Genomic DNA, 20,959 nt, shown 5'->3' with positions numbered 1-20,959 from the left:
AGCTTAAAATATAGACCGCCTTCCCTTCGTCAAGGCGGGCAGCGAGGAGGTCGGAGCGATGGGCACCGGATCGGGCGATCATCGGAGCCGGATCGAGCCGGGCATGCAGACCGACTTCAAGGAGCGGATGGATTATGCCTCCTATCTCGGCCTCGATCTCCTGCTGGCGGCACAGAAGCCGCTGAGCGATGCTCCGGACGAACTGCTCTTCATTACCATCCACCAGGTCCAGGAACTCTGGCTGAAGCTGGCCGCGCACGAGCTCGACGGCGCCATCGCGGCGATCCGGGACGACCAGTTGCAGCCCGCCTTCAAGTCGCTGGCGCGCGTCTCGCGCATCCAGGCCCAGCTTGTCACCGCCTGGGATGTGCTCTCGACCATGACCCCGGCCGACTACCTCGCCTTCCGTGACGCGCTCGGGCAGTCCTCAGGCTTCCAGTCCTATCAGTATCGCGCGCTGGAATTCCGCCTCGGCGCCAAGGACCCGCGCATGCTGGCGATGCACCGGCACCATGCCGAGCACCACGCCCACCTGCAGGCGCTGCTGGAAGCGCCGAGCCTCTACGACGAGGCGCTGCGCCTGCTCGCCCGGCGCGGCCTGCCGATCCCGGCCGATTGCATCGAGCGCGACTGGAGCGTGCCGCATGCGGCGAGCGAGATGGTGAAGGCCGCATGGCTGACGATATACCGGGACACGCAGCACCATTTCGATCTCTACGAACTTGCCGAAGAGCTGGTCGATCTTGAGGACCAGTTCCAGCAGTGGCGCTTCCGCCATATGAAGACAGTCGAGCGCATCATCGGCTTCAAGCCGGGCACCGGCGGCTCCAGCGGCGTGAAATTCCTGAAGACGGCGCTGGAGCGCTCCTTCTTCCCGGAGCTCTGGCAGTTGCGCAGCGAGCTGTGACGCACCGGCCGTCCTGCCCGCTCTCATGCCAGGCCAGACCTCTGCGTCACGGCGATGACGCTCCTGCGCGGCATCGATTGTCCACCTTCATTGGAACTGCTACATAGTGGCCATGTCGCCGTGTGAGCATCATTTGCAGCGCTTCAGCGCCGTGCAGGGAGAGGGCCATCTGCCGCCCCTGCCGACGACGCAGGATTTTGCCGCGCTGCATGACCATGCCCGCCTGCCGTGGCGCTTCTTCGGCCGCTTCACCGCCTCCATCGCCGCGGGCCTTACCGGCGCCTGAGACCGGCCGCTTCCGCGCGGCCGGCGACAGGCGACTGATTTGAGCGCGTCGGAATGACCGGCGCGGCAATGCATCGATTTTCCAGATCACAATTCCCAAGACCGAGACCAAGCCATGACTGCGTCAACAGGCCTCCGCACCCTCTACGACAAGATCTTTGACGATCACGTCATCGACCGGCAGGACGACGGCACCTGCCTGCTCTACATCGACCGCCACCTCGTCCATGAAGTGACGAGCCCGCAGGCCTTCGAGGGGCTGCGCATGACCGGCCGCAAGGTCCGCTCGCCGGAGAAGACGCTCGCCGTCGTCGACCACAACATCCAGACGACCGACCGCTCCAAGGGCATTCAGGAAGAGGAAAGCCGCGTCCAGGTCGAGGCTCTCGCGAAGAACGCCAGGGACTTCGGCGTCGAGTACTTCAACGAGCTGGATAAGCGCCAGGGCATCGTCCACATCGTCGGCCCCGAGCAGGGCTTCACCCTGCCGGGCACCACGATCGTCTGCGGCGACTCGCACACCTCGACGCACGGTGCTTTCGGGGCGCTCGCCCATGGTATCGGCACCTCCGAGGTCGAGCATGTGCTGGCCACGCAGACGCTGATCCAGAAGAAGGCGAAGAACATGCTCGTCCAGGTGGACGGCACGCCTGCTCCCGGCGTCGGCGCCAAGGACATCACGCTCGCCATCATCGGCGAGATCGGCACCGCCGGCGGCACCGGCTCGGTGATCGAGTACGCCGGCGAGGCCATCCGCGGGCTCTCGATGGAAGGCCGCATGACGGTCTGCAACATGTCGATCGAGGGTGGCGCCCGCGCCGGCATGGTCGCGCCCGACCAGAAGGCCTTCGACTACCTCAAGGGTCGCCCCAAGGCGCCGAAGGGCGAGGCCTGGGAAGCCGCCATCCGTTACTGGGAGACGCTGCGCACCGACGAGGGCGCGCATTTCGACCGCATCGTGAAGCTCGACGCGGCCAACCTGCCGCCGATCGTCTCCTGGGGCACGAGCCCGGAGGACGTCATTTCGGTGCTCGGAGCGGTGCCCGATCCGGAGCTGATCGCGGACGAGGTCAAGCGCACCTCGAAGAAGCGTGCGCTGGAATATATGGGCCTCTCGGCCGGCACCAAGATGACCGAGATCCCGCTCGACGTGATCTGGATCGGCTCCTGCACCAATGGCCGGATCGAGGATCTGCGCACGGTCGCGAAGATCGTCGAGGGCAGGAAGATCCATGATAGCCTGGACTACGCCATGATCGTGCCGGGCTCCGGCCTGGTGAAGCAGCAGGCGGAGCTGGAAGGCCTCGACAAGATCTTCCTCGCCGCCGGCTTCGAATGGCGCGAGCCGGGCTGCTCGATGTGCCTCGGCATGAACCCGGACCAGCTCAAGCCGGGTCAGCGCGCGGCCTCGACCTCGAACCGCAACTTCGAGGGCCGCCAGGGCTATCGCGGCCGCACGCATCTCGTCTCGCCGGCGATGGCAGCGGCAGCGGCGCTGACCGGCCATTTCGTCGACGTGCGCACGCTGGGCTGAGACGGACAAGCGGGGAACGCATCATGTCGAACGATCCCCGCGAAACCGCACGCGACGCCGAGGCCAAGGCCGCGCTCGAGCGCGTCAAGCGCGACAGCGAAAGCCTGCTCGGCTCCTCGATGGGCCGGGCGGCACAGCACTTCTCGGGCGCGGACGCGCCCGAAGGCGACAGGATCGAGCTCTGGGGCCGGCGCATCGGCCGCTCACTCTCGCTGCTGGGCGTCGTGGTGCTGGCCTGGTGGCTCGGCCACCAATTGAAGATCTGGTGATGGGCAAGGCTGTGGACGCCAGGGTCACGACAACAGCGGAGATCGACTGGGACGGCGTTAAGGCGCCGTCGCAGGCAGCATTCGAGGTGCTGGCGCAGGCCGCCTTCGACCGCCTGCCGGAGGAATTCCGCGCGCTCTGCTCGGATGTGATCTTCAACGTGACAGAATTCCCTGAGGACGACGTGCTGAAGGAGCTGGAGGCGGAGAGCCCATTCGACCTGCTCGGCCTTTTCAGCGGCGTCGGCCTGCCCCAGCAGGGCTATTCGCCGCAGACCGGCCAGATGCCCAACACCATCCACCTCTATCGCAGGCCGATCCTCGACTACTGGGCGGAGAATGACGAGAGCCTCGGCGCCATCGTCACCCACGTCATGGTCCATGAGATCGGCCACCATTTCGGCTTCTCCGACGAGGACATGGAAGCCATCGAACAGGCGGCCGGCTGAGCCGGCCTTACGCAAGGACAAGAACCATGCAGCCCTTCACCACGCTGACCTCGACACCCGCCCCGATGAAGGTGGTCAATGTCGACACCGACATGATCATCCCGAAGCAGTATCTGAAGACGATCAAGCGCACCGGGCTGGGCACGGCGCTGTTCTCCGAGATGCGCTACAAGGAGGATGGCTCCGAGAACCCGGATTTCGTGCTGAACCAGCCGGCCTATCGCAAGGCCGAGATCCTCGTCGCCGGCGACAATTTCGGCTGCGGCTCCTCGCGCGAGCACGCCCCCTGGGCGCTGCTCGACTTCGGCATCCGTTGCGTGATCTCCACGAGCTTCGCCGACATCTTCTACAATAACTGCTTCAAGAACGGCATCCTGCCGATCACGGTCACGCCCGAGCAGCTCGACATGCTGTTCGACGACGCCGAGCGCGGCTCCAACGCGACGCTGACCATCGACCTCGAGAAGCAGACGATCAAGGGGCCGGACGGCGGCGAGATCACCTTCGAGATCGACCCCTTCCGCAAGCACTGCCTGCTCAACGGCCTCGACGACATCGGCCTGACCATGGAGAAGTCCTCGAAGATCGAGGCCTTCGAGGACAAGCTGAAGCAACGCGCCTGGGCGTGATTGCTTCTCCCCTCGGGGGAGAAGGTGTCTGCGAAGCAGACGGATGAAGAAAGGGTCGCGCAAGCGGCCCTTTCTTGTTTTCGGTCGAGGTTCCGCCCTCATCCGTCTCGGCTTCGCCGAGCCACCTTCTCCCCCGAGGGGAGAAGGAAGGAGCCTAAACCACCAATCCCTGCATAGGCCTGAGATCCCCCGTGCCGGGAAACACCTTCTCTGCCAGGACCGGCCCGGACAGCCCGAAGAGGTCCGCAACCACGCCCTTCGCGATCGAGCGGATATCGGTCGTCGGCGTGAGGTCGCGGTTCTGGTAGAGCTGCTCCGACTTGAGCCCCGGCCAGTCCGCGATCATCCGGCCGCCCTTCACCGCGCCGCCGACGAGGAAAGCGACAGTGCCGGTGCCGTGGTCGGTTCCGACCGTCCCGTTGACGGCGGCCGTGCGGCCGAACTCGGTCGCGACCATCACCACCGTATCCTTCCAGACCGGCGCAAGCCCGCGCTCCAGCGCCGCGAAGGCCCCGTCCAGGCTGCCAAGCAGATTGGCCAGCCGCCCTTTGGCGCCGCCTTCATTGGCATGGGTGTCCCATCCCTCGAAGGCCAGCGCCGCGATGCGCGGCCCGTCATCGGCGCCAACGAGCCCGGCGACACCTTCAGCGATCCGGCGCATGCCGTCGGCCGTATCAGGCCCGCCGCCGCCCTTCGGCTCAGCCATGCCGCTGCGCCGCGCCACCCCCTCCGTCTCGATCGCCTGCTGCAACGCCGCGGCGAGGCCTGCATCGCGCTGGCCGTAGAGATCGGCGAGCCGCATCGTCAGATCGACGCCCGCTCGCGCCATGCGCGGCGGCGCCCAGCCCAGCACCGGCGCCTGCCCCCGCACCACCAGCGGCGGCACGACGCCAACGCCGAGGACGCCCTTGCGCGAAATGCCCTCCCCGGCCGGCAGGCTCGCGATCAGCCGGTTGAGCCAGCCGTTCTCAGTGCGGCCCGGCCCCGGCTGCCCGCTCTCCAGCACATCCTGACCGTCGAAATGCGAGCGCTCGCGATAGCCCGTAGCGGCGGCGTGGACGATCGCCGCCCGGCCCTCACGATAGAGCCGGGCGAGATTCGGCATCGCCGGGTGCAGGTAGAAGAAGCCGTCGAGCGGCAGCGCCGCCTCGGGGCCGTCCTTGGCCAGCGCGATGCCCTCGCGCAGGCCGGCATAGTCGGGATCGCCGATCGGGGGCACGGCCGAAAGCCCATCGAGCGCTCCGCGCAGCACCACCAGCAGGAAGCGCGGGTCGCGGCTGCCCGGCGCCGCATAGGCGAATTTCGGCACGAAGGACCAGCCAAAGAGTGCACCCGCCGCGCCGAGCACGGCGCGCCGCGACGGCGTCATCCGTTCGCAATCATCGTCATCGTCGTGGCGATCCATCGGCCTCACCTCCGCTGGAATTCGGGCGACATCAGCAACAGCGCCAGCGCCTGCGGGCGGCTCTCCGCCCGCGCCACCGCCTGCTTCGTCTCAGGCGAGAGGATCGGACCGAGAACGTCCTCGCTCAGACCCGGCGGGTCCTGAACCGCATTCGCCGCCTGCCGGCCCCAGCCGGCGGCGACGTCGATGCGCGTCTTGATGCCTTCGGCCGAGGCCCAGGCGGCATTGGTGTCGGCATAGCCGTTCGGCCCGGGGGGCTGCCAGAAGGGCTGCCCCATAGCCGCGAGCGGTCCGACGATCTGCCCGAAATCAGGCTGACGCCCGAGCGCCCGATAGGATGCGAGGAGGAATTCCTGCGGCGAGCGGATCTTGCTTGCAGGCGCTGTCCACGCCTCATTGCTGCCGATCAGCGCTCGATAGACGGAGGGCAGGTCGCCGCCGCTCTGGCGGAAGGTCGCGGCCAAGAGTTCGACGAGCTTGGGCGGCGGCACGTCCGCCACGAAATGCCTTGCGAGCTTGGTCGCGATGAACCGCGATGTCGCCGGGTGGCGCGCAAGGTCGGTCAGCGCGGCGACACCCTGCGCCCGGCCCGGCTGATCGTAGGAGCGGCCGAGCAACGGCGTCACGCCCGGCTCGTGCAGCCCGGCATTGAAGGCGAAGGAGCCGGGAAAGCCAAGCACGCCTTCGCGCCCCACGACGGTCCAGCCGGTGATGATGCGGGCGAGATTGGTGACGTCAGCCTGGCCGTAGCCGCCGGCAACGCCGAGCGTGTGCAGTTCCATGATCTCGCGGGCGAGGTTCTCGTTCAGCCCGCGTCGCTGGCGCCGCCCGGCCGGCGAGTTGGGGCCGACGGACTGGCGATTGTCGAGAAAGTCGAGCATTGCCGGATGGCTCTCGGCCGCGATCAGCATCTCCTCGAAGTGGCCGAAAATGTGCGGGCGGATGGCCTCGCGCTCATAGGTTCCCGCCATGATCCGGGACATGTTGCTCTTGATCGCACTGACGCAGAAATGGTTCGACCAGAACATCACCAGCCGCTCGGCGAAGCCGGTCTCGGCCGCGAGCGCCAGATCGACACGCGCCTTCACCTCGTCGCGATAAGTCTTGTAGGGCAGCGCCGGCTGGTTCGGCGCCTTCGTTGGCTGAGCCATCTGGTTCTGCGATGCCGCGGGCGGCGTTTCAGCTTGCGCCGCGCTGGCGACCTGCATGCCCTGAACGGGCTGCTGCATGGCCATGCGCTTGGCCTCGCGCTCCCGCTTCTCATCATCCTCAAAAGCGTAAAGCGCCTTGCCGATCTCGGCCGCGCCTGACAGCAGCGCGCCCTGGGGTTGCGCGACGATCCCGGTCGCGATCTCGGCCAGCAGCCGATCCCGCGCATCACGGCGCACTGCCTCGCCCTGCCCCGGCTTCGGCCCAAGGCCGAAACGCTGGAGGGCGATGGCGCCCGCCTTCAGATCGTCCGGTCCCGCCATGCCGCCGGCCTCCGCTGACCATCCCCACCAGCATCCGCAGCGACTATGGCAAAAAAGCAAAGGGATTCATGACAATTCGGCAATCTTCGACCATGAGACTTCGCTCGTGAAGTATCTAGACCGCCGGCTCCCGGCCCTTTCCAGGCACCGACCCCGCCCGCTCTCGATCAGGCTGCCGCCATTCGAAAACTGGAAGAATTGACGAAACAAACAGCACCTGATCCAACTCGGCCAAGCCGTCGGATTGCCTCGGGAAACAGGACGCCTTCTCCTTGACAGCAAGCAACCGCATCGTCCTCTCCAGCGACCATGCTGCCATTCAACTCCGACGGGCCATTGCCGCTCATATCGCGACGCAGGGCTGGGATGTGGTCGACATCGGACCGACGACACCGGAGAGCACACACTATCCCAAGCACGGAGAAGCAGCGGCGCGGCTCGTCGCTTCCGGCGATTGCCGGCTCGGCATTATCCTCTGCGGCACCGGCCAAGGCATCATGATGGCGGCTAACAAGGTCAAGGGCATCCGTTGCGGCGTCTGCGCCGACACATTCTCAGCCCGCATGATCCGCCAGCATAACGATGCCAACATGCTGTCGATTGGCGCGCGCGTGGTCGGCGAAGGGCTGGCGCTCGATATCGTGGATGCGTTCCTGAGCGCCGAATTCGAAGGCGGCCGGCATGCGACGCGGGTGGAGATGATCGAGGCGCTGGAGGAGTAGCGCCGTTCTTTGCTTCCTGTTTCGGGACATGCCCTGTTTCAGGCAACGGACCAATATCGGGACGCGACCCATCTCGGAAGTTTGCGCGAACGCAAAAAACCGCTGCCACCCCGAAGGATGACGGCGCCCAAGTCTAGAGAGGAAACGCCCGAAGGCAGCCGGCTGGGCCGGCCAGCCGTTCTTGCGGCGTTCAGCCGTTCGATTTCGGAGGCATTGGGATCGACGGAGGGCAGTCCCGCCAGCGCGCGCCCAGCAGATCAGCGCATCGCAGATCGTCATGCCAACGAGCCCGAGGGCGAAGCCGACCGAGCCCTCGATAGCGCCAGTCGGACACACCCAAAGATCGAGCCCTTCCGAATAAGGGGTATCGCCGCTGGCGTCGCGTAACCGGCCCCGCCGCCGCGGACGACTGCAGGGCCAGAAGCTTCAACCGCCCATGACTTTCATGGCGGCATCCATCGCCTTTGCCTTTGGATTTGCGGTGCAATAGGTCTTCATCTTGGCATCGACATCAGCGGCCATCTTGTCCATGGCAGCGTCGCCGGTCTTCGGCGTGCCGCCATTGGCCGCGACAGTCTTGAGATAATCCGCGCAGGTCATCTCAGGGTCGGTGACCTGAGCAGAGGCAGAGAGGGAAACGAGCGTCAACGCAAAGGCAGCAGCGACAGTGCGGCGTGTCGTAGTCATAGGCATGATGAAAATCCTGAAGCGCCAGCCGACATGATGCCGGTAATACGCGCGCCCCAGGTGCACAGCGCCGCATGTTCGCGCAAGCGATATTTCCTTGGAGAATATTCCAGCGTTTGACCGCTCTACGTCGGAAGATCGGGGAGGTACGACGGCCCACCGCGCCAGCGCCGTCGCTACGCCAGAGGCCAGCGTCTTGTCACGCGCGTGGGGCCGCAGCCATCCGGGCGCAGGAGAAGTCGGCTTAGCACAGGGCATGACGATGGTCAGCGCGCTACAAATTCCACAAGCATCGAGGCGAGGACGACCAAGCCCAATCCGGCGATCACAGCGAAAAGAACTGGAAATTTCGTTGGCGCTCCGACAGGTGCTTCCTCATCATCGGATATCTGGCGGCCCGCTTTCTCGTCCGTCGGCCGCATTTCGCTCGCATCGGTCATTGCCTCGTTCCTCTGACGAGCTTCCTCCCCCGGACCTCAACCCATCAACTGCAGCCGGGACAATGCGTTCCTTGCTATCGGGTGGCCGCCTAAAATAAAAGATCGCCGCTCCCGAAGAATTGATGGCCGAGACCTCATAGTGGGAGGCCACAAAATGCTTTGCTTGCGATCTGATGAACGCTCCCGGGCACTAACAAGGCCAAGCATTCCAAGATTGACCGAGAGGCGCTGTCTATGACGAACTGGAAGGCTGCCACTATTTCGCAGCCGCAACCATCCGAGCGGAGGGAGAGGGAGATGGAGAATTTGCTGCGTCGCGCAAACACAATCCGGACGGCTCGCTGACGTTTTACGTCCAGGCGGATCCGCCTCCCGAGGCGCAGGTATCAAACTGGCTGCCGGCGCCAAAGGGCGATTTCTCCCTCCATCTGCGCGCATATTGACCGAAGCCCTCAGTCGTAGATGGATCCTGCGTCCCCGCGCGCCGTTCAAAGCATAAGGTGGCCGGCGGCCGAAGGTCCGCTTCCGGGCGCCCGATCAACTTCGGCTCCCCACCCCCTACCGGACGCTCGTCCCTACATCACCACCGTGATCGTCTCGGCCGCGCGCGTCAGCCCCGTATAGAGCCAGCGCGCCCGGTGCTCGCGGAAGGCGAAGCTCTCGTCGAAGAGCACGACATCGTCCCATTGCGAGCCCTGCGACTTGTGCACCGTCAGGGCGTAGCCGAAGGTGAACTCGTCGGTGTGCTTGCGCAGCTCCCACGGCACCTCCTCCTCGGTGCCGTCGAAGAAATTCGGCAGCACCGAGACCTTCACCGCCTTGGCGCCGGTGTCGTCCTCCGGCGTGACGCGCATGGTGACCAGCCCCTTCTTCGAGGTCTTGATCTCCTGCACGATCCAGGAGCCGCCATTGAGCAGCCCCTTGCTCTTGTCGTTGCGCAGGCAGACCAGCTTCTCGCCGGCGACGGGGCTGTTGTCCGTGCGGCCCATGAGCTGGCGGATGCGGGCATTGTAGTTGCGCCGCGTCTTGTTCATCCCGACCAGCACCTGATCGGCCGTCATGACGATCTCGGGATTGACCTCGTCGCGCCGGATCACCCGGCTGGGGCCGTACTCGCCATAGTCGAGCCGGCCGCCCTCGCGCACGATCATCGACATCCGCACGATCGGATTGTCCGCCGCCTGCCGATGCACCTCGGTCAGCATCACGTCGGGCTCCTGCTCGGTGAAGAAGCCGCCGCCCTTCACCGGCGGCAACTGCGCCGGGTCGCCCAGCACCAGAACCGGCGTGCCGAAGGAGAGCAGATCGCGCCCCAATTCCTCGTCGACCATCGAGCATTCGTCGATAATGATGAGTTTGGCCTTGGTGGCGGCGCTCTCGCGGTTGAGCACGAAGGTCGGGCTCTCCTCCTCGACCCCGCGCGAGCGATAGATCAGCGAGTGGATGGTCTGCGCGCCATGGCAACCCTTGTTGCGCAGCACGAGCGCGGCCTTGCCGGTATAGGCGGCGAAGACGACGTCGCCATCGACCGCCTCGGCGATATGGCGCGCGAGCGTCGTCTTGCCGGTGCCGGCATAGCCGAACATGCGGAAGAGCTGCGGCTCGCCGGCCTGCAGCCAGCGCGCCACGGCGGTCAAAGCCGCATCCTGCTGGGGCGACCAGCTCATCGCGAAGGAAGCGTCGAAAAGGGCATGGCCCAGATGGGGCAGAGTCGCGCGCCAAAGGCAAGCGCGACGATGCGGGAACCGCTTCAGGCCGCGCGCAGGCGCCGGACGAAGGCGCCAGCCTCCGCCTGCAGCGCATTGATCCGGCGGTCGAGCTCGCCGGCGCTGTGCGCGCCCATATCGGCCTGCCCGACGGTCTGCAGATTGGCCGCGGCGATCTCGGACATCGCAATGGCGGCTGTCGCAGTCACGTCGGAGATCCGCCCGACCGTCTCGCCGAGCGAGCCGAGAAGCTCGACATGCGATCCCACCATCGTCGCGATCTCGGTGCCGGTCTGTTCGACCGCCGCGACGCTCGCTCCAATGGTCGAGACGGCTTGCGCCGCGTGGGACAGCGCTTCGTCGGCTTGCGCGATGCGATGGACAATCCGCGCGGCAGCCTCCGACGCCTGGTTCGCCAGCGTCTTCACCTCGGCGGCGACGACGGCGAAGCCGCGGCCATGCGACCCCGCCCGCGCGGCCTCGATCGTGGCGTTGAGGGCGAGCAGATTGGTCTGACGCGCGACCGCCTCGATAATGCCGACGACATCGCGGATCTGCGCCGCGTTCTCCGTCAGCCGCGAGACCAGCGCATGCGTTCCGACGGCTTCACGGGTCGCGGCCGTCGCCATCTCCGAGACGCGCCTGACCTCGGCATTGATCTGCCCGATGACGTGCTCCATCCGCAGCGCAGCCTCGGTGGAACGAATCGCCTCGACGCCGGCTCCATCGACCGAGGCGGCAGCCGTCTCCGTGCTCTTCGAGACCTGATGGACGCGCACAGCCGAGTCCTGCAGCGCCATGCGCAGCACTTCGCTCTCCCGCCCGATCTCGCCGAGCAGCATGCCGAGCCGCATCTCGAAATCATCGGCGATCCGGGCAAGCTCCGCGCTGCGCATCTGCGCATGGCGTCGGGCGTCGCCGGCTTCCGCCTCTTGCGTGACCAGCGTTGCCCGCACCTCGCTGAACTGGCGCACCACGCGGGCGAGCTGGCCGATCTCGTCGGCCCTCTCGCGATAAGGCACCTCGATGACGCGGTCCGACGCCGCGGCCTCACCGATCGCGGCCATCAGCCGCCGCAGAGGGCGCGTCAGATGGCTGCGCAGCAGCAGGAGCGTGGCAAGCCCACCGCCGAGCGGCAGCAGGCAGGCAAACAGAATGGTCCAGAGGCGGACATCGCCAGCGCGCTCCCCAGCCTGGGCCGTCGCCGCGCTCGCCCGGCGCGCAAGCTGGTCGCGCAACGTCGATGTCGTCGTGATGATCTGGTCGACATTAACGCGTGCGTCCTCCGCCCCCGCTTCCAGGAGCGCCGCCTTCGCCGAAACCCGGTGGCCGATGTCGACGATGCCGCGCTGGAAGGCGATGAAGGTGCGGATCCGCGCATCCAGCGTCGGATTGGCTTCGCGCAAGGTGGCGGGCAAGGCGGACATCAGATGCGCGCGGGCCGCATCGACCAGTTCGATGGCGCCGTCGAGCCGCTCGAGCATGGCTTGGACCTGCTGCGTCGACATCTCGGGATCGACGCTGCTCAGCAGCGCCGTGGCAGCGACGCGGCTGGAGAGCAGGGAAGCGCTGCTGGCAAGGCCGATATCGGTGAAGGCCGCAGCATCGATACGCCGGGCCTCGTCGAAACCGCGCAAGGCGCTGACCAGGCCGAGCGCCCCGGCAAGGCTCAGCAACGCGAAGAACGCCATGATCTTCGCCGTCAATCCCAATCGCCTCATGGCCGTCACCACCTCGTAGCCAGGCTCCTTTCGCAGATGCGAACGAACGCAAGGTTAATGCGGATCGGCATACCGGAACAAAATCAATATTTTAGCCGATTACATAAAGCCGCCGGCCGCTCCGCTCCGAGCCGGTCCTCCCGCCATTGCTCGCAGCGAAGAGGCAGCCTAGCTTCGCCGCATGAGACCTCGCGCCACCCGGATTCTCCTGCTCTGTCTTGGCCTTGTGCTGACAGCCTATGCAGCCTTCGTCCTGTCGCCCTGGCCCTCGGCCCTGCTGACACGGCTTGCCTTCGGTTACGGCGCCTCGAAGACCGATGCCTCCCTCGCCAAACATGTTCCGACCGATATTCGCGAGTTGCTCGACATCCGCTATGGCGCAGCGGAGGAGGCGCGCCTCGACGTCTATCTTCCCCAAGGCGAGGCCAAACCGGGGCGGCCGACCATCGTCTGGATCCATGGCGGCGCCTTCGTCGCCGGCGACCGCAAGGATGTCGCGCCCTATCTCAAGGTTCTGGCCGGGCGCGGATTTTCTGCCGTCGCGTAGGCTATACCCGCGCACCGACCGCCCGCTATCCCGAGCCTGTTCGACAGGTGAACGAGGCGCTCGGCTTCCTGCAGCGCGAAGGCCAGAGCCTCGGCATCGATCCCACCCGGATCGTGCTCTCAGGCGACTCGGCCGGCGCCCATATCGCCGCCCAACTCGCCGCCGCGCTGACCGGCGGGGACTATGCCGAATTGCTCGGCCTGAAACCGGCCGTCGACCCGGCAGCGTTGCGGGGCACCATCCTGTTCTGCGGCGCCTTCGACCCGACCGCATTCGAGCTGACCGGCCCCTTCGGCGGCTTCATCCGTTCCGTGCTCCTGGCCTATTTCGGCACGTCGAACCCATTCGACAGCGAACGCATCACCGAGGCGGCGGTGCCCCGCTATGTGACGGAAGCCTTTCCGCGCAGCTTCATCTCGGTCGGCAATGGCGACCCGCTGGCGCCGCAATCGGTGGTGATGGCGCAGGCGCTACGCGACCGTGGCGTCAAGGTCGAGACGCTGTTCTTCCCGCCGGAGACCGAGCCGAAGTTGCCGCACGAGTATCAGTTCGATCTCGACCGCCCTGAAGGAAGGCAGGCTCTGGACCGGCTGACGGCTTTCCTGAACGACCTGAAGAATTGAACTCCCGGATACGACAATCATGCACGTCACAGTGAACGGGGTTCGCCTCTACGTCGATATCGAAGGAGCCGGGCTGGTCCCCGACGGGCCGCGGATGCGCGAGAAGCCGACACTCGTCCTGCTCCATGGCGGGCCGGGGTTCGACCACAGCATGTACAAGCCTGCCTTCTCGGCTTTGAGCGATATCGCCCAGATCGTCTATTACGATCACCGCGGCTGCGGGCGTAGCGAGAACGGTCCGACAGACAGCTGGACGCTCGACCAATGGGGTGACGATGTCAGGGCCCTTTGCGACACGCTCGGGATCGAGAAGCCCATCGTGCTGGGAACGTCCTTCGGCGGCTTCGTCGCGCAAGCCTATGCGAAGCGCCATCCCGGCCATGCCGCGAAGCTGATCCTGGTCAGCACGGCCGCAAAGTTCGATTTTCAGCAGGTCTATGAGGCCTTCGAACGCATCGGAGGCGCCGAAGCGGAAAACGCGGCACGGGGCTATTGGTCGGCCCCCTCCGATGCGACCCGGGCGGTCTACGGGAAGGTCTGCGTCCCGCTCTACGCGCCTCGCAACCAGACGGATGACGGGTCATGGATCGCCCGCGCCATCACGCGCAACGAAACCGGCCTCCACTTCAACGGCCCCCGCAACGAGCACGGCCGTTTCGATTTCAGGGATGCACTTGCGCGCATTTCCTGTCCGGTCCTCGTCATGGCCGGAGACAAGGACCCGATTGCACCGATCGCGTTCAGCGAGCAGATCGCGGCAAGCCTCCCACCTGAACAAGTCCAGTTTCAGCGCTTCGCCGATTGCGGACACGGTATCGTCGCCGATGATCGGGATGGCGCCTTGCAGGCGATCCGTAGCTTCATCCTCGCATAGAGCGAAGCCCGCCCCGCCTAAAGCATCAGCCTGAGCAGCGGCCGCCCCGGCTTCTGGCGGGCGACCTCGACGAAGCCAGCGCGCAGGAGCATGGTTTCCGGCCCGACATAGAGCCCTTCCGCGCTGCGCTTGTCCTGATTCGCCATTGCAGCGGCTTCGATCAATCGCGCGCCGCTCGTCCGCGCGAAATCGATCGCTCCATTGAGCAGAGACCCGGTGACGCCCTTGCCGCGAAAGCCTTTGCGCACGAAGAAGCAGGAAGCCGCCCAGTTCCGCTCGTCGTCCGCCGGCGCATCCGGCAGCGGCGTCGAGGCGCGCCGCGGATTGTTCCATTCGGGGATGTGGGCGCGGGGACCTACCTGCAGCCAGCCGACAGCCTTGCCCTCGGCATAGGCGAGCACGCCGGGCGGCGGCCCCTTCTTCACGCGGTCCTCGAACAATTGCCGCGCGCCCTCGCCTAGCAGGGCCATGCGCAGCCGCTGTGGCATGCGGAAATGGTTGCACCAGCAGCCATAGCAGGGCCCCTGCGGACCGAAGAGATCCTCCAGGTCGTTCCAGCGTTCCGGCGTGAGGGGAACCACGGCAAAGCCGGTCCGATCCATAGAAAACTCCCATTTCGCAACCCGGCGAAGCGGCTGGACACCCGTCCGACATCGGCAGATCACTAGGCGCCACAGCCGGAGGCCCGTGCCATGTCGCTCGAAGTCTATGCCGCCTATCTCCTCGCCTGCATCGTCATCATCATCGTTCCCGGGCCCACGGTCTCGCTGATCGTCGCCAACAGCCTGAAGCACGGTACCCGCGCCGGCCTCCTCAATGTGGCAGGGACGCAGGCTGGCCTCGGGGTCATGGTCGTCATCGCCGGCATCGGGCTGAGTTCGGTCATCGCCGCGCTCGGCCACTGGTTCGAGTGGCTACGGCTGGCCGGCGCCGCCTATCTGATCTGGCTGGGCTGGAAGATGTTCCGCTCGGCCGGCACTGATCTCGATCGCGGCGCCCCGGCCAAGCCGCCGCGCGGCGGCTTCTTCCTGCAGGGCGCGCTCGTAGCTCTCAGCAATCCAAAAACATTGCTGTTCTTCGGCGCCTTCTTCCCGCAATTCCTCGATCCGTCGCGCGACCACGCCACCCAGATTGCGATCATGGGCGCGACGGCGCTGGCCTTCGCCGCGCTCAGCGACGGCACCTATGCGCTGCTATCCGGACGCGCCGGCCATCTGCTCTCGCAGCGGCGCGTCCGGCTTCTGTCCAAGCTCAGCGGCGGCTTTCTGATTGGCGGCGGTCTCTGGCTCGCCTCGACGCGGGCGAACTGAGCCGACGATGCCTCGGCCTCACCAGGCGATCTTCTCGCCTGTGTGGTCGCGGAAGCTGTTGGTCTCGGCCATGCCGGAGGCATCGATGGTTCGGATCAACCCGCGGGCACTCTCGGCCGGCGTGATGTCGGCGCCGCTGCCGCCCATATCGGTCTGAACCCAGCCGGGATGGAACAGCATCACGCTGACATTGCGCTCGCGCACGCTGTTGCCGAACACCACCATCGCCATGTTCACCGCCGACTTCGACGAGCGGTAGATCAGCGCGTTGCCGGGATTGGCGCCGATCGAGCCCATGCGGCTTGAAATCGTCGCGATCTTGCGACCCTGGCCCGCCTCGATGTTCGGCAGGAAGGCCTGCGCGACCCTGACGGGCGCATAGACATTGACTTCGAAGACCTCGCGCCAGGCGTCGAAATCGACGTCGAGCCCGGCCTGCCGGTCGCGCGGGCCGTAGAGGCCGGCATTGTTGAGCAGAACATCGATGGCGCGGCCGGCCAGCGCCTCCTTGGCGGCGGCTACGCTCGCGTCGGAGGTGACGTCGAGCTCGACCAGCGTCAGCGCGCCGGGATGCGCCGCCGCGAGTTCGCCGAGCGCTCCGCCCCAGGGACTGCGCGCGGCGGCGATGACATGGTCGCCACGGCGCAGCAATTCGATCGTGAGCGCAAGCCCGATGCCGCGATTGGCACCGGTGATCATCCAGGTCTGGGGCATGAGCATTCTCCGTGACGAAAACTGGAGGTAGGGCTTGGCGGCGCCTATTTCCAGACGGATAGTCCCACCGCCGAACGTTGGAAAAGGCCGTCGACATGACCGAGCAGCAGATCCGCTTCAACGACGGCGCCGCCTATGAAGAAATGATGGGGAAGTGGAGCCGCCTCGCAGGAGATGTCTTCCTTGACTGGCTCGCCGCTCCCGCAGGCCTCAGTTGGGCCGATATCGGCTGCGGCAACGGCGCCTCGACGCAATTGATCTTCGATCGCTGCGCGCCGGCGGCCCTCAGCGGCATTGATCCATCGCAGGGGCAACTGGACTATGCCCGCAAACGCGCCGTCGCAAGCCTCGCGGAATTCACGCTGGGCGATGCCATGGAACTGCCCTATCCGGACCGGAGCTTCGACGCCGCAATCATGGCGCTGGTGATCTTCTTCGTGCCCGACCCCGCCAAGGGCGTGGCCGAGATGGTGCGCGTCACGCGGCCCGGCGGCCTCGTCGCCGCCTATGCCTGGGACATGCCGGGCGGCGGCTTTCCGCTCGACCCCGTCCTGATCGAACTCAAAGCGCTCGGAATGACGCCGCCACGCCCGCCGAGCGCGGACGTCTCGCGGATCGAGAGCATGGCCGAGCTCTGGACGCAGGCCGGGCTGCGCGATGTCGAGACGCGCGAGATCAGCGTACGCCGCCATTTCGCCGATTTTGATGCGTTCTGGCGCGCAAGCACGCTCGGCGCGACCATCGCCCCCGCCATCGCCGCCTTGCCCTCGCAGGCTGTGGCACAGCTCAAGGACAGGGTCCGCACGCGTATCACCATCGGGGACGATGGCCGCGCCTCCTATGTCGCGCGGGCCAACGCCGTGAAGGGGCGCGTGCCCATGCCGAGCTGAGGCACGGGACGTCTCAAGCTGCCGCGGCTTCAGCCCTTCGCCTTGCCATAGCCGCCCGCCGTCGGGGTGATCACCGTCACCGCCTCGCCGGCCTGGAGCAGGGTCTGGTCTGAAGGCTTCAGCTCCTCGACCACGCCCGAGAGCCTGCGCACCACGGTCTTGCCGAGTTGACCGGGTTCGCCCCCCTTCACCCCGAAGGGCCGGACCTTGCGGTGCGAAGCGAGGATGGCGCAGTCCATCGTCTTGAGGAAGCGGATGGTGCGGCTGGTGCCGTCGCCCGCCGACCATTCGCCCTTGCCGCCGGAGCCGAGGCGGATGTGGAAATCCTCCAACACGACCGGGAAGCGCGTCTCCAGGATTTCCGGATCGGTCAGGCGCGAATTGGTCATGTGGACATGCACGCCCGAGGTGCCGTTGAAGCCGGGACCGGCCGGCGAGCCCGAGCAGATCGTCTCGTAATACTGATATTGGTCGTTGCCGAAGGTGAGGTTGTTCATCGTGCCCTGCGAGGCCGACATCGCCTCCAGCGCGCCGAACAGCGTGTTCGTCACCGCTTGCGACACCTCGACATTGCCTGCGACCACCGCCGCCGGATAACGCGGCGCCAACATCGACCCCTCCGGCACGACGATCCTGATCGGCCTCAAGCAGCCGGCATTCATCGGGATGGCATCGTCGACCATGACGCGGAAGACATAGAGCACGGCGGCGCGCGTCACCGGCGCCGGCGCGTTGAAATTGTCCGGCCGCTGCTCGGAGGTGCCGGTGAAATCGACCGTCGCCTCGCGCTTCTCGCGGTCGATGGTGATCTTCACCTTGATCGCGCAGCCCTGGTCCATCGGATAGGTGAACTCGGCATCATGCAGCTTGGTCAGAAGCCGCGCGACGCTCTCGGCCGCGTTGTCCTGGACATGGCCCATATAGGCCTGCACGACATCCAGCCCGAAGGAGCCAATCATCTTCTGCAGCTCCGCCAGGCCCTTCTCATTGGCGGCGATCTGCGCCTTCAGATCGTTGACGTTCTGCACGACGTTGCGGACCGGATAGCGCGCACCGGTGAGCAGCTTGACCAGCTCCTCCTCGCAGAAGCGGCCCTGGTCGACGATCTTGAAGTTGTCGATATAGACGCCTTCCTCCTCGATGTTGGTCGCCAGCGGCGACATCGAGCCCGGGGCCGTGCCGCCGACATCGGCATGGTGGCCGCGGCTCGCCACCCAGAACAGGATCTCCTTATCCTCGGCATCGAAGACCGGGGTGCAGACGGTGATGTCGGGCAGGTGCGTGCCGCCATTGTAGGGCGCGTTGAGGCAATAGACGTCGCCCGGCCGGATGACCGGGTTGTTCGCGATCACCGTCTCGACCGAGCGGTCCATCGAGCCGAGATGCACCGGCATGTGCGGCGCGTTGGCGACGAGCGCGCCGGTCTGGTCGAAGACCGCGCAGGAGAAGTCGAGCCGCTCCTTGATGTTCACCGAATAGGCGGTGTTCTGCAGCGTCACGCCCATCTGCTCGGCGATCGACATGAACAGGTTGTTGAAGATCTCGAGCATCACCGGGTCGGCCTTGGTGCCGATCGCCGCCTGCTGGATCAGCGCCTTGGTGCGGACGAGGACGAGATGGTCCTTGGCCGTCAGCTTCGCCGTCCAGCCGTCCTCGACGACGACGGTCTGGTTCGGCTCGATAATGATGGCGGGACCGGCGACGCTCTGGCCGGGCTTCATCGCCTCGCGGCGAACGATCGCCGCATCGTGCCATGCGCCCTTGGCGAAGAAGCGCGTGCGCTCGGCCACGGCCGGCTCGCCGGCCTGCTCGCCGGCCGCTGCTTCCTCGAACTTCGCGCCGCCGCCGACGGCCTCGACCTCGACAGCCTCGACGACCAGCGCCTTGGTCTCGTCCATGAAGCCGAAGCGCGCCTTATGCGCCGCCTGGAAGGCTTCCTGCATCGACGCACGCTGGCCGGCCGGGACCGCGATGGCGGTGTCGGTGCCGGCATAGCGGATATGGGCGCGGACATGGATGACGATGTCGCCTTCCGCCACGCCCTGCCCCGCGACTTCCGAGCGTGTCTCGGCCGCGAGCTTCTCGGCCACGGCGTCGATCGCGGCCTTCGCCCCTCCGTCGACCGGAACATCGAGCGCGGCGGTGCGCGTCGAGCGGATTTCGGCCAGCCCCATGCCATAGGCCGAAAGCAGCCCGGAGAACGGGTGCAGCAGCACGGTTTTGATGCCCAACGCATCCGCGACGAGGCAGGCATGCTGGCCGCCGGCACCGCCGAAGGAATTCAGCGCATAGCGGGTGATGTCGTAGCCGCGCTGCACTGAGATCTTCTTGATCGCCTCGGCCATATTGGCGACGGCGATCTGGATGAAGCCGTCAGCGACCTCCTCGGCCGAGCGGCCATCGCCAACCTCCTCTGCCAGCGCGGCGAACTTCGCCCGCACCACCTCGACATCGAGTGGCTGATCCTGCTGCGGGCCGAAGATCGTCGGGAAGTAGGAGGGGATCAGCTTGCCGACCATGACGTTCGCGTCGGTCACCGCGAGCGGCCCGCCGCGGCGATAGGCGGCTGGCCCCGGATTGGCCCCGGCCGAATCCGGCCCGACACGGAAGCGTGCCCCATCAAAGTGCAGGATCGAGCCGCCGCCGGCCGCCACCGTATGGATCAGCATCATCGGCGCACGCATGCGCACGCCGGCGACCTCCGTCTCGAAGGCGCGCTCGTATTCGCCATCGTAATGGGCAACGTCGGTCGAGGTGCCGCCCATGTCGAAGCCGATGACCTTGTCGAAGCCGGCCGAGCGGCCGGTCTCGGCGAGGCCCACGACGCCGCCCGCCGGACCGGACAGGATCGCATCCTTGCCCTGGAACAGCTCGGCGGCGGTGAGACCGCCCGAGGACATCATGAACATCAATCGCGCGCCGGTGCGGGCGACGTCGAGTTCCTCCGAGACCTGCTGCACGTAGCGGCCGAGGATTGGCGAGAGATAAGCGTCGACCACGGCGGTATCGCCACGCCCGACCAGCTTGATCAGCGGCGAGACTTCGTGGCTGACCGAAACCTGCGGAAAGCCGATCTCACGAGCAATGCGCGCCGCCGCCTGCTCATGCGCCGTATAGCGATAGCCATGCATGAAGACGATGGCGACGGCGCGGAAGCCGGCATTGTACTGCGCCTGCAGCGCCGTGCGGACCGCGGCCTCGTCGATCGCCTGCTCGACCGTGCCGTCGGCGAGCACGCGCTCCTCGACCTCCAGCACGTCGTCATAGAGCTGCTCGGGCTTGACGATCTCCTTGGCGAAGATGTCGGGCCGCGCCTGGTAGCCGATGCGCAGTGCGTCGCGGAACCCCTTGGTGGTGACGAGCAGCGTCCGATCGCCCTTGCGCTCGAGCAGCGCGTTGGTGGCGACGGTCGTGCCCATGCGCACCTCGCCGACGGCCCCGACCGGGATCGGCTCGCCTTTCTTCAGCCCGAGCAGGTCGCGGATGCCCTGCACGGCCGCATCGCGATAGGCGCCGGGGTTCTCCGAAAGCAGCTTCCTGGCATGGAGATTGCCAGCAGGATCGCGCCCGATCACGTCGGTGAAGGTGCCGCCGCGATCGATCCAGAAGTCCCAGTAAGCCGCCGACATAAGACGATCTCCCCTCCGCCAGGCCAGCAATGGATTACGCTGACGTTTTATCGATAAATCGTCGATGAGTTATTGACAAGGCGATTCCGACGGCTACGATCTCGATTGTGACTGGAACATGGCTGAGGGGCCAGGCCGGCACGAAAGCG

At 66.3% G+C, this 20,959-nt stretch carries 22 protein-coding genes; 13 read left to right on the top strand and 9 right to left on the bottom strand.

Annotated elements, in window-relative coordinates; all coding sequences use genetic code 11:
- Positions 1-58 precede the first annotated feature (58 nt).
- From kynA to leuD, 6 genes are all read left to right on the top strand, one after another.
- Positions 59-907, top strand: coding sequence for a tryptophan 2,3-dioxygenase (gene kynA / locus AC1DEZ_RS05250; RefSeq protein ID WP_476778910.1), 849 nt, complete (start codon positions 59-61; stop codon positions 905-907).
- Between the two features lie 133 nt (positions 908-1,040).
- Positions 1,041-1,193, top strand: coding sequence for a hypothetical protein (locus AC1DEZ_RS05245; RefSeq protein WP_156134498.1), 153 nt, complete (start codon positions 1,041-1,043; stop codon positions 1,191-1,193).
- A gap of 114 nt (positions 1,194-1,307) precedes the next feature.
- On the top strand, positions 1,308-2,726 hold the full coding sequence (gene leuC, locus AC1DEZ_RS05240; RefSeq protein ID WP_476778909.1) for a 3-isopropylmalate dehydratase large subunit: 1,419 nt from the start codon (positions 1,308-1,310) through the stop codon (positions 2,724-2,726).
- 23 nt (positions 2,727-2,749) lie between these two features.
- Positions 2,750-2,995 (top strand): hypothetical protein, encoded by a 246-nt coding sequence (locus tag AC1DEZ_RS05235; RefSeq protein ID WP_441512046.1) that lies wholly within the window; start codon positions 2,750-2,752, stop codon positions 2,993-2,995.
- A complete protein-coding gene (locus AC1DEZ_RS05230; protein ID WP_441512045.1) occupies positions 2,995-3,441 on the top strand; it encodes a metallopeptidase family protein in 447 nt (148 codons plus the stop codon). The genes AC1DEZ_RS05235 and AC1DEZ_RS05230 overlap by 1 nt, the downstream gene beginning before the upstream one ends.
- 26 nt (positions 3,442-3,467) lie before the next feature.
- Positions 3,468-4,070, top strand: coding sequence for a 3-isopropylmalate dehydratase small subunit (gene leuD / locus AC1DEZ_RS05225; protein ID WP_476778908.1), 603 nt, complete (start codon positions 3,468-3,470; stop codon positions 4,068-4,070).
- 154 nt (positions 4,071-4,224) lie between these two features.
- Here the strand turns inward: leuD and AC1DEZ_RS05220 are convergent, their stop codons facing one another.
- Both AC1DEZ_RS05220 and AC1DEZ_RS05215 read right to left on the bottom strand, forming a co-directional pair.
- Positions 4,225-5,475 (bottom strand): DUF1501 domain-containing protein, encoded by a 1,251-nt coding sequence (locus AC1DEZ_RS05220; protein WP_476778907.1) that lies wholly within the window; start codon positions 5,473-5,475, stop codon positions 4,225-4,227.
- 5 nt (positions 5,476-5,480) lie between these two features.
- The gene (locus AC1DEZ_RS05215; RefSeq protein ID WP_476778906.1) at positions 5,481-6,947 is read right to left on the bottom strand and encodes a DUF1800 domain-containing protein; all 1,467 of its coding nucleotides are present in this window, start codon (positions 6,945-6,947) and stop codon (positions 5,481-5,483) included.
- A gap of 272 nt (positions 6,948-7,219) precedes the next feature.
- Here AC1DEZ_RS05215 and rpiB point away from each other — a divergent pair, with 272 nt between their 5' ends.
- Positions 7,220-7,669, top strand: a complete 450-nt coding sequence (gene rpiB / locus AC1DEZ_RS05210; RefSeq protein WP_476778905.1) for a ribose 5-phosphate isomerase B — start codon at positions 7,220-7,222, stop codon at positions 7,667-7,669.
- 426 nt (positions 7,670-8,095) lie between these two features.
- On the opposite strand, the gene AC1DEZ_RS05205 is transcribed toward rpiB, so the two are convergent.
- Both AC1DEZ_RS05205 and AC1DEZ_RS05200 read right to left on the bottom strand, forming a co-directional pair.
- Positions 8,096-8,362 carry a hypothetical protein gene (locus AC1DEZ_RS05205; protein WP_476778904.1) on the bottom strand — a complete coding sequence of 89 codons (267 nt, stop codon included), beginning with the start codon at positions 8,360-8,362 and terminating at the stop codon, positions 8,096-8,098.
- Positions 8,363-8,622: 260 nt separating this feature from the next.
- The gene (locus tag AC1DEZ_RS05200) at positions 8,623-8,796 is read right to left on the bottom strand and encodes a hypothetical protein (protein WP_476778903.1); all 174 of its coding nucleotides are present in this window, start codon (positions 8,794-8,796) and stop codon (positions 8,623-8,625) included.
- Positions 8,797-9,038: 242 nt separating this feature from the next.
- Here AC1DEZ_RS05200 and AC1DEZ_RS05195 point away from each other — a divergent pair, with 242 nt between their 5' ends.
- A complete protein-coding gene (locus AC1DEZ_RS05195; RefSeq protein ID WP_476779346.1) occupies positions 9,039-9,239 on the top strand; it encodes a DUF1214 domain-containing protein in 201 nt (66 codons plus the stop codon).
- A gap of 132 nt (positions 9,240-9,371) precedes the next feature.
- Here AC1DEZ_RS05195 and AC1DEZ_RS05190 read toward each other — a convergent pair whose 3' ends face one another.
- Both AC1DEZ_RS05190 and AC1DEZ_RS05185 read right to left on the bottom strand, forming a co-directional pair.
- A complete protein-coding gene (locus tag AC1DEZ_RS05190; RefSeq protein WP_476778902.1) occupies positions 9,372-10,463 on the bottom strand; it encodes an ATP-dependent DNA helicase in 1,092 nt (363 codons plus the stop codon).
- 83 nt (positions 10,464-10,546) lie between these two features.
- Complete coding sequence (locus AC1DEZ_RS05185; protein ID WP_476778901.1) at positions 10,547-12,208, bottom strand: methyl-accepting chemotaxis protein; 1,662 nt, start codon at positions 12,206-12,208, stop codon at positions 10,547-10,549.
- Between the two features lie 196 nt (positions 12,209-12,404).
- On the opposite strand from AC1DEZ_RS05185, the gene AC1DEZ_RS05180 reads away from it, so the two are divergent.
- Genes AC1DEZ_RS05180 through AC1DEZ_RS05170 form a run of 3 tightly spaced genes read left to right on the top strand, consistent with a single transcriptional unit; the run spans position 12,405 to position 14,267 of the window.
- Positions 12,405-12,770, top strand: coding sequence for a hypothetical protein (locus AC1DEZ_RS05180; RefSeq protein WP_476779345.1), 366 nt, complete (start codon positions 12,405-12,407; stop codon positions 12,768-12,770).
- Positions 12,674-13,393, top strand: coding sequence for an alpha/beta hydrolase (locus AC1DEZ_RS05175; protein ID WP_476779344.1), 720 nt, complete (start codon positions 12,674-12,676; stop codon positions 13,391-13,393). The genes AC1DEZ_RS05180 and AC1DEZ_RS05175 overlap by 97 nt, the downstream gene beginning before the upstream one ends.
- Before the next feature lie 19 nt (positions 13,394-13,412).
- Entirely contained in the window at positions 13,413-14,267 is an 855-nt protein-coding gene (locus tag AC1DEZ_RS05170) for an alpha/beta fold hydrolase (protein ID WP_476778900.1), read from the top strand.
- Positions 14,268-14,284: 17 nt separating this feature from the next.
- Here the strand turns inward: AC1DEZ_RS05170 and AC1DEZ_RS05165 are convergent, their stop codons facing one another.
- Positions 14,285-14,869: a GNAT family N-acetyltransferase gene (locus tag AC1DEZ_RS05165; protein ID WP_476778899.1), complete on the bottom strand. Its 585-nt coding sequence runs from the start codon at positions 14,867-14,869 to the stop codon at positions 14,285-14,287.
- 90 nt (positions 14,870-14,959) lie between these two features.
- Between AC1DEZ_RS05165 and AC1DEZ_RS05160 the strand changes: the two genes are divergently transcribed.
- Positions 14,960-15,577: a LysE family translocator gene (locus tag AC1DEZ_RS05160; RefSeq protein WP_476778898.1), complete on the top strand. Its 618-nt coding sequence runs from the start codon at positions 14,960-14,962 to the stop codon at positions 15,575-15,577.
- 18 nt (positions 15,578-15,595) lie between these two features.
- Here AC1DEZ_RS05160 and AC1DEZ_RS05155 read toward each other — a convergent pair whose 3' ends face one another.
- Positions 15,596-16,291, bottom strand: a complete 696-nt coding sequence (locus tag AC1DEZ_RS05155; protein ID WP_441512033.1) for an SDR family oxidoreductase — start codon at positions 16,289-16,291, stop codon at positions 15,596-15,598.
- 95 nt (positions 16,292-16,386) lie between these two features.
- On the opposite strand from AC1DEZ_RS05155, the gene AC1DEZ_RS05150 reads away from it, so the two are divergent.
- Positions 16,387-17,181: a class I SAM-dependent methyltransferase gene (locus AC1DEZ_RS05150; protein WP_476778897.1), complete on the top strand. Its 795-nt coding sequence runs from the start codon at positions 16,387-16,389 to the stop codon at positions 17,179-17,181.
- A 29-nt stretch (positions 17,182-17,210) separates the two neighbouring features.
- On the opposite strand, the gene AC1DEZ_RS05145 is transcribed toward AC1DEZ_RS05150, so the two are convergent.
- Positions 17,211-20,810 (bottom strand): hydantoinase B/oxoprolinase family protein, encoded by a 3,600-nt coding sequence (locus tag AC1DEZ_RS05145; protein WP_476778896.1) that lies wholly within the window; start codon positions 20,808-20,810, stop codon positions 17,211-17,213.
- Positions 20,811-20,959 lie beyond the last annotated feature (149 nt).

The sequence above is a fragment of the Allobosea sp. 10L422 genome (assembly GCF_056395345.1).
This window is presented reverse-complemented; position numbering and strand designations above follow the sequence as displayed.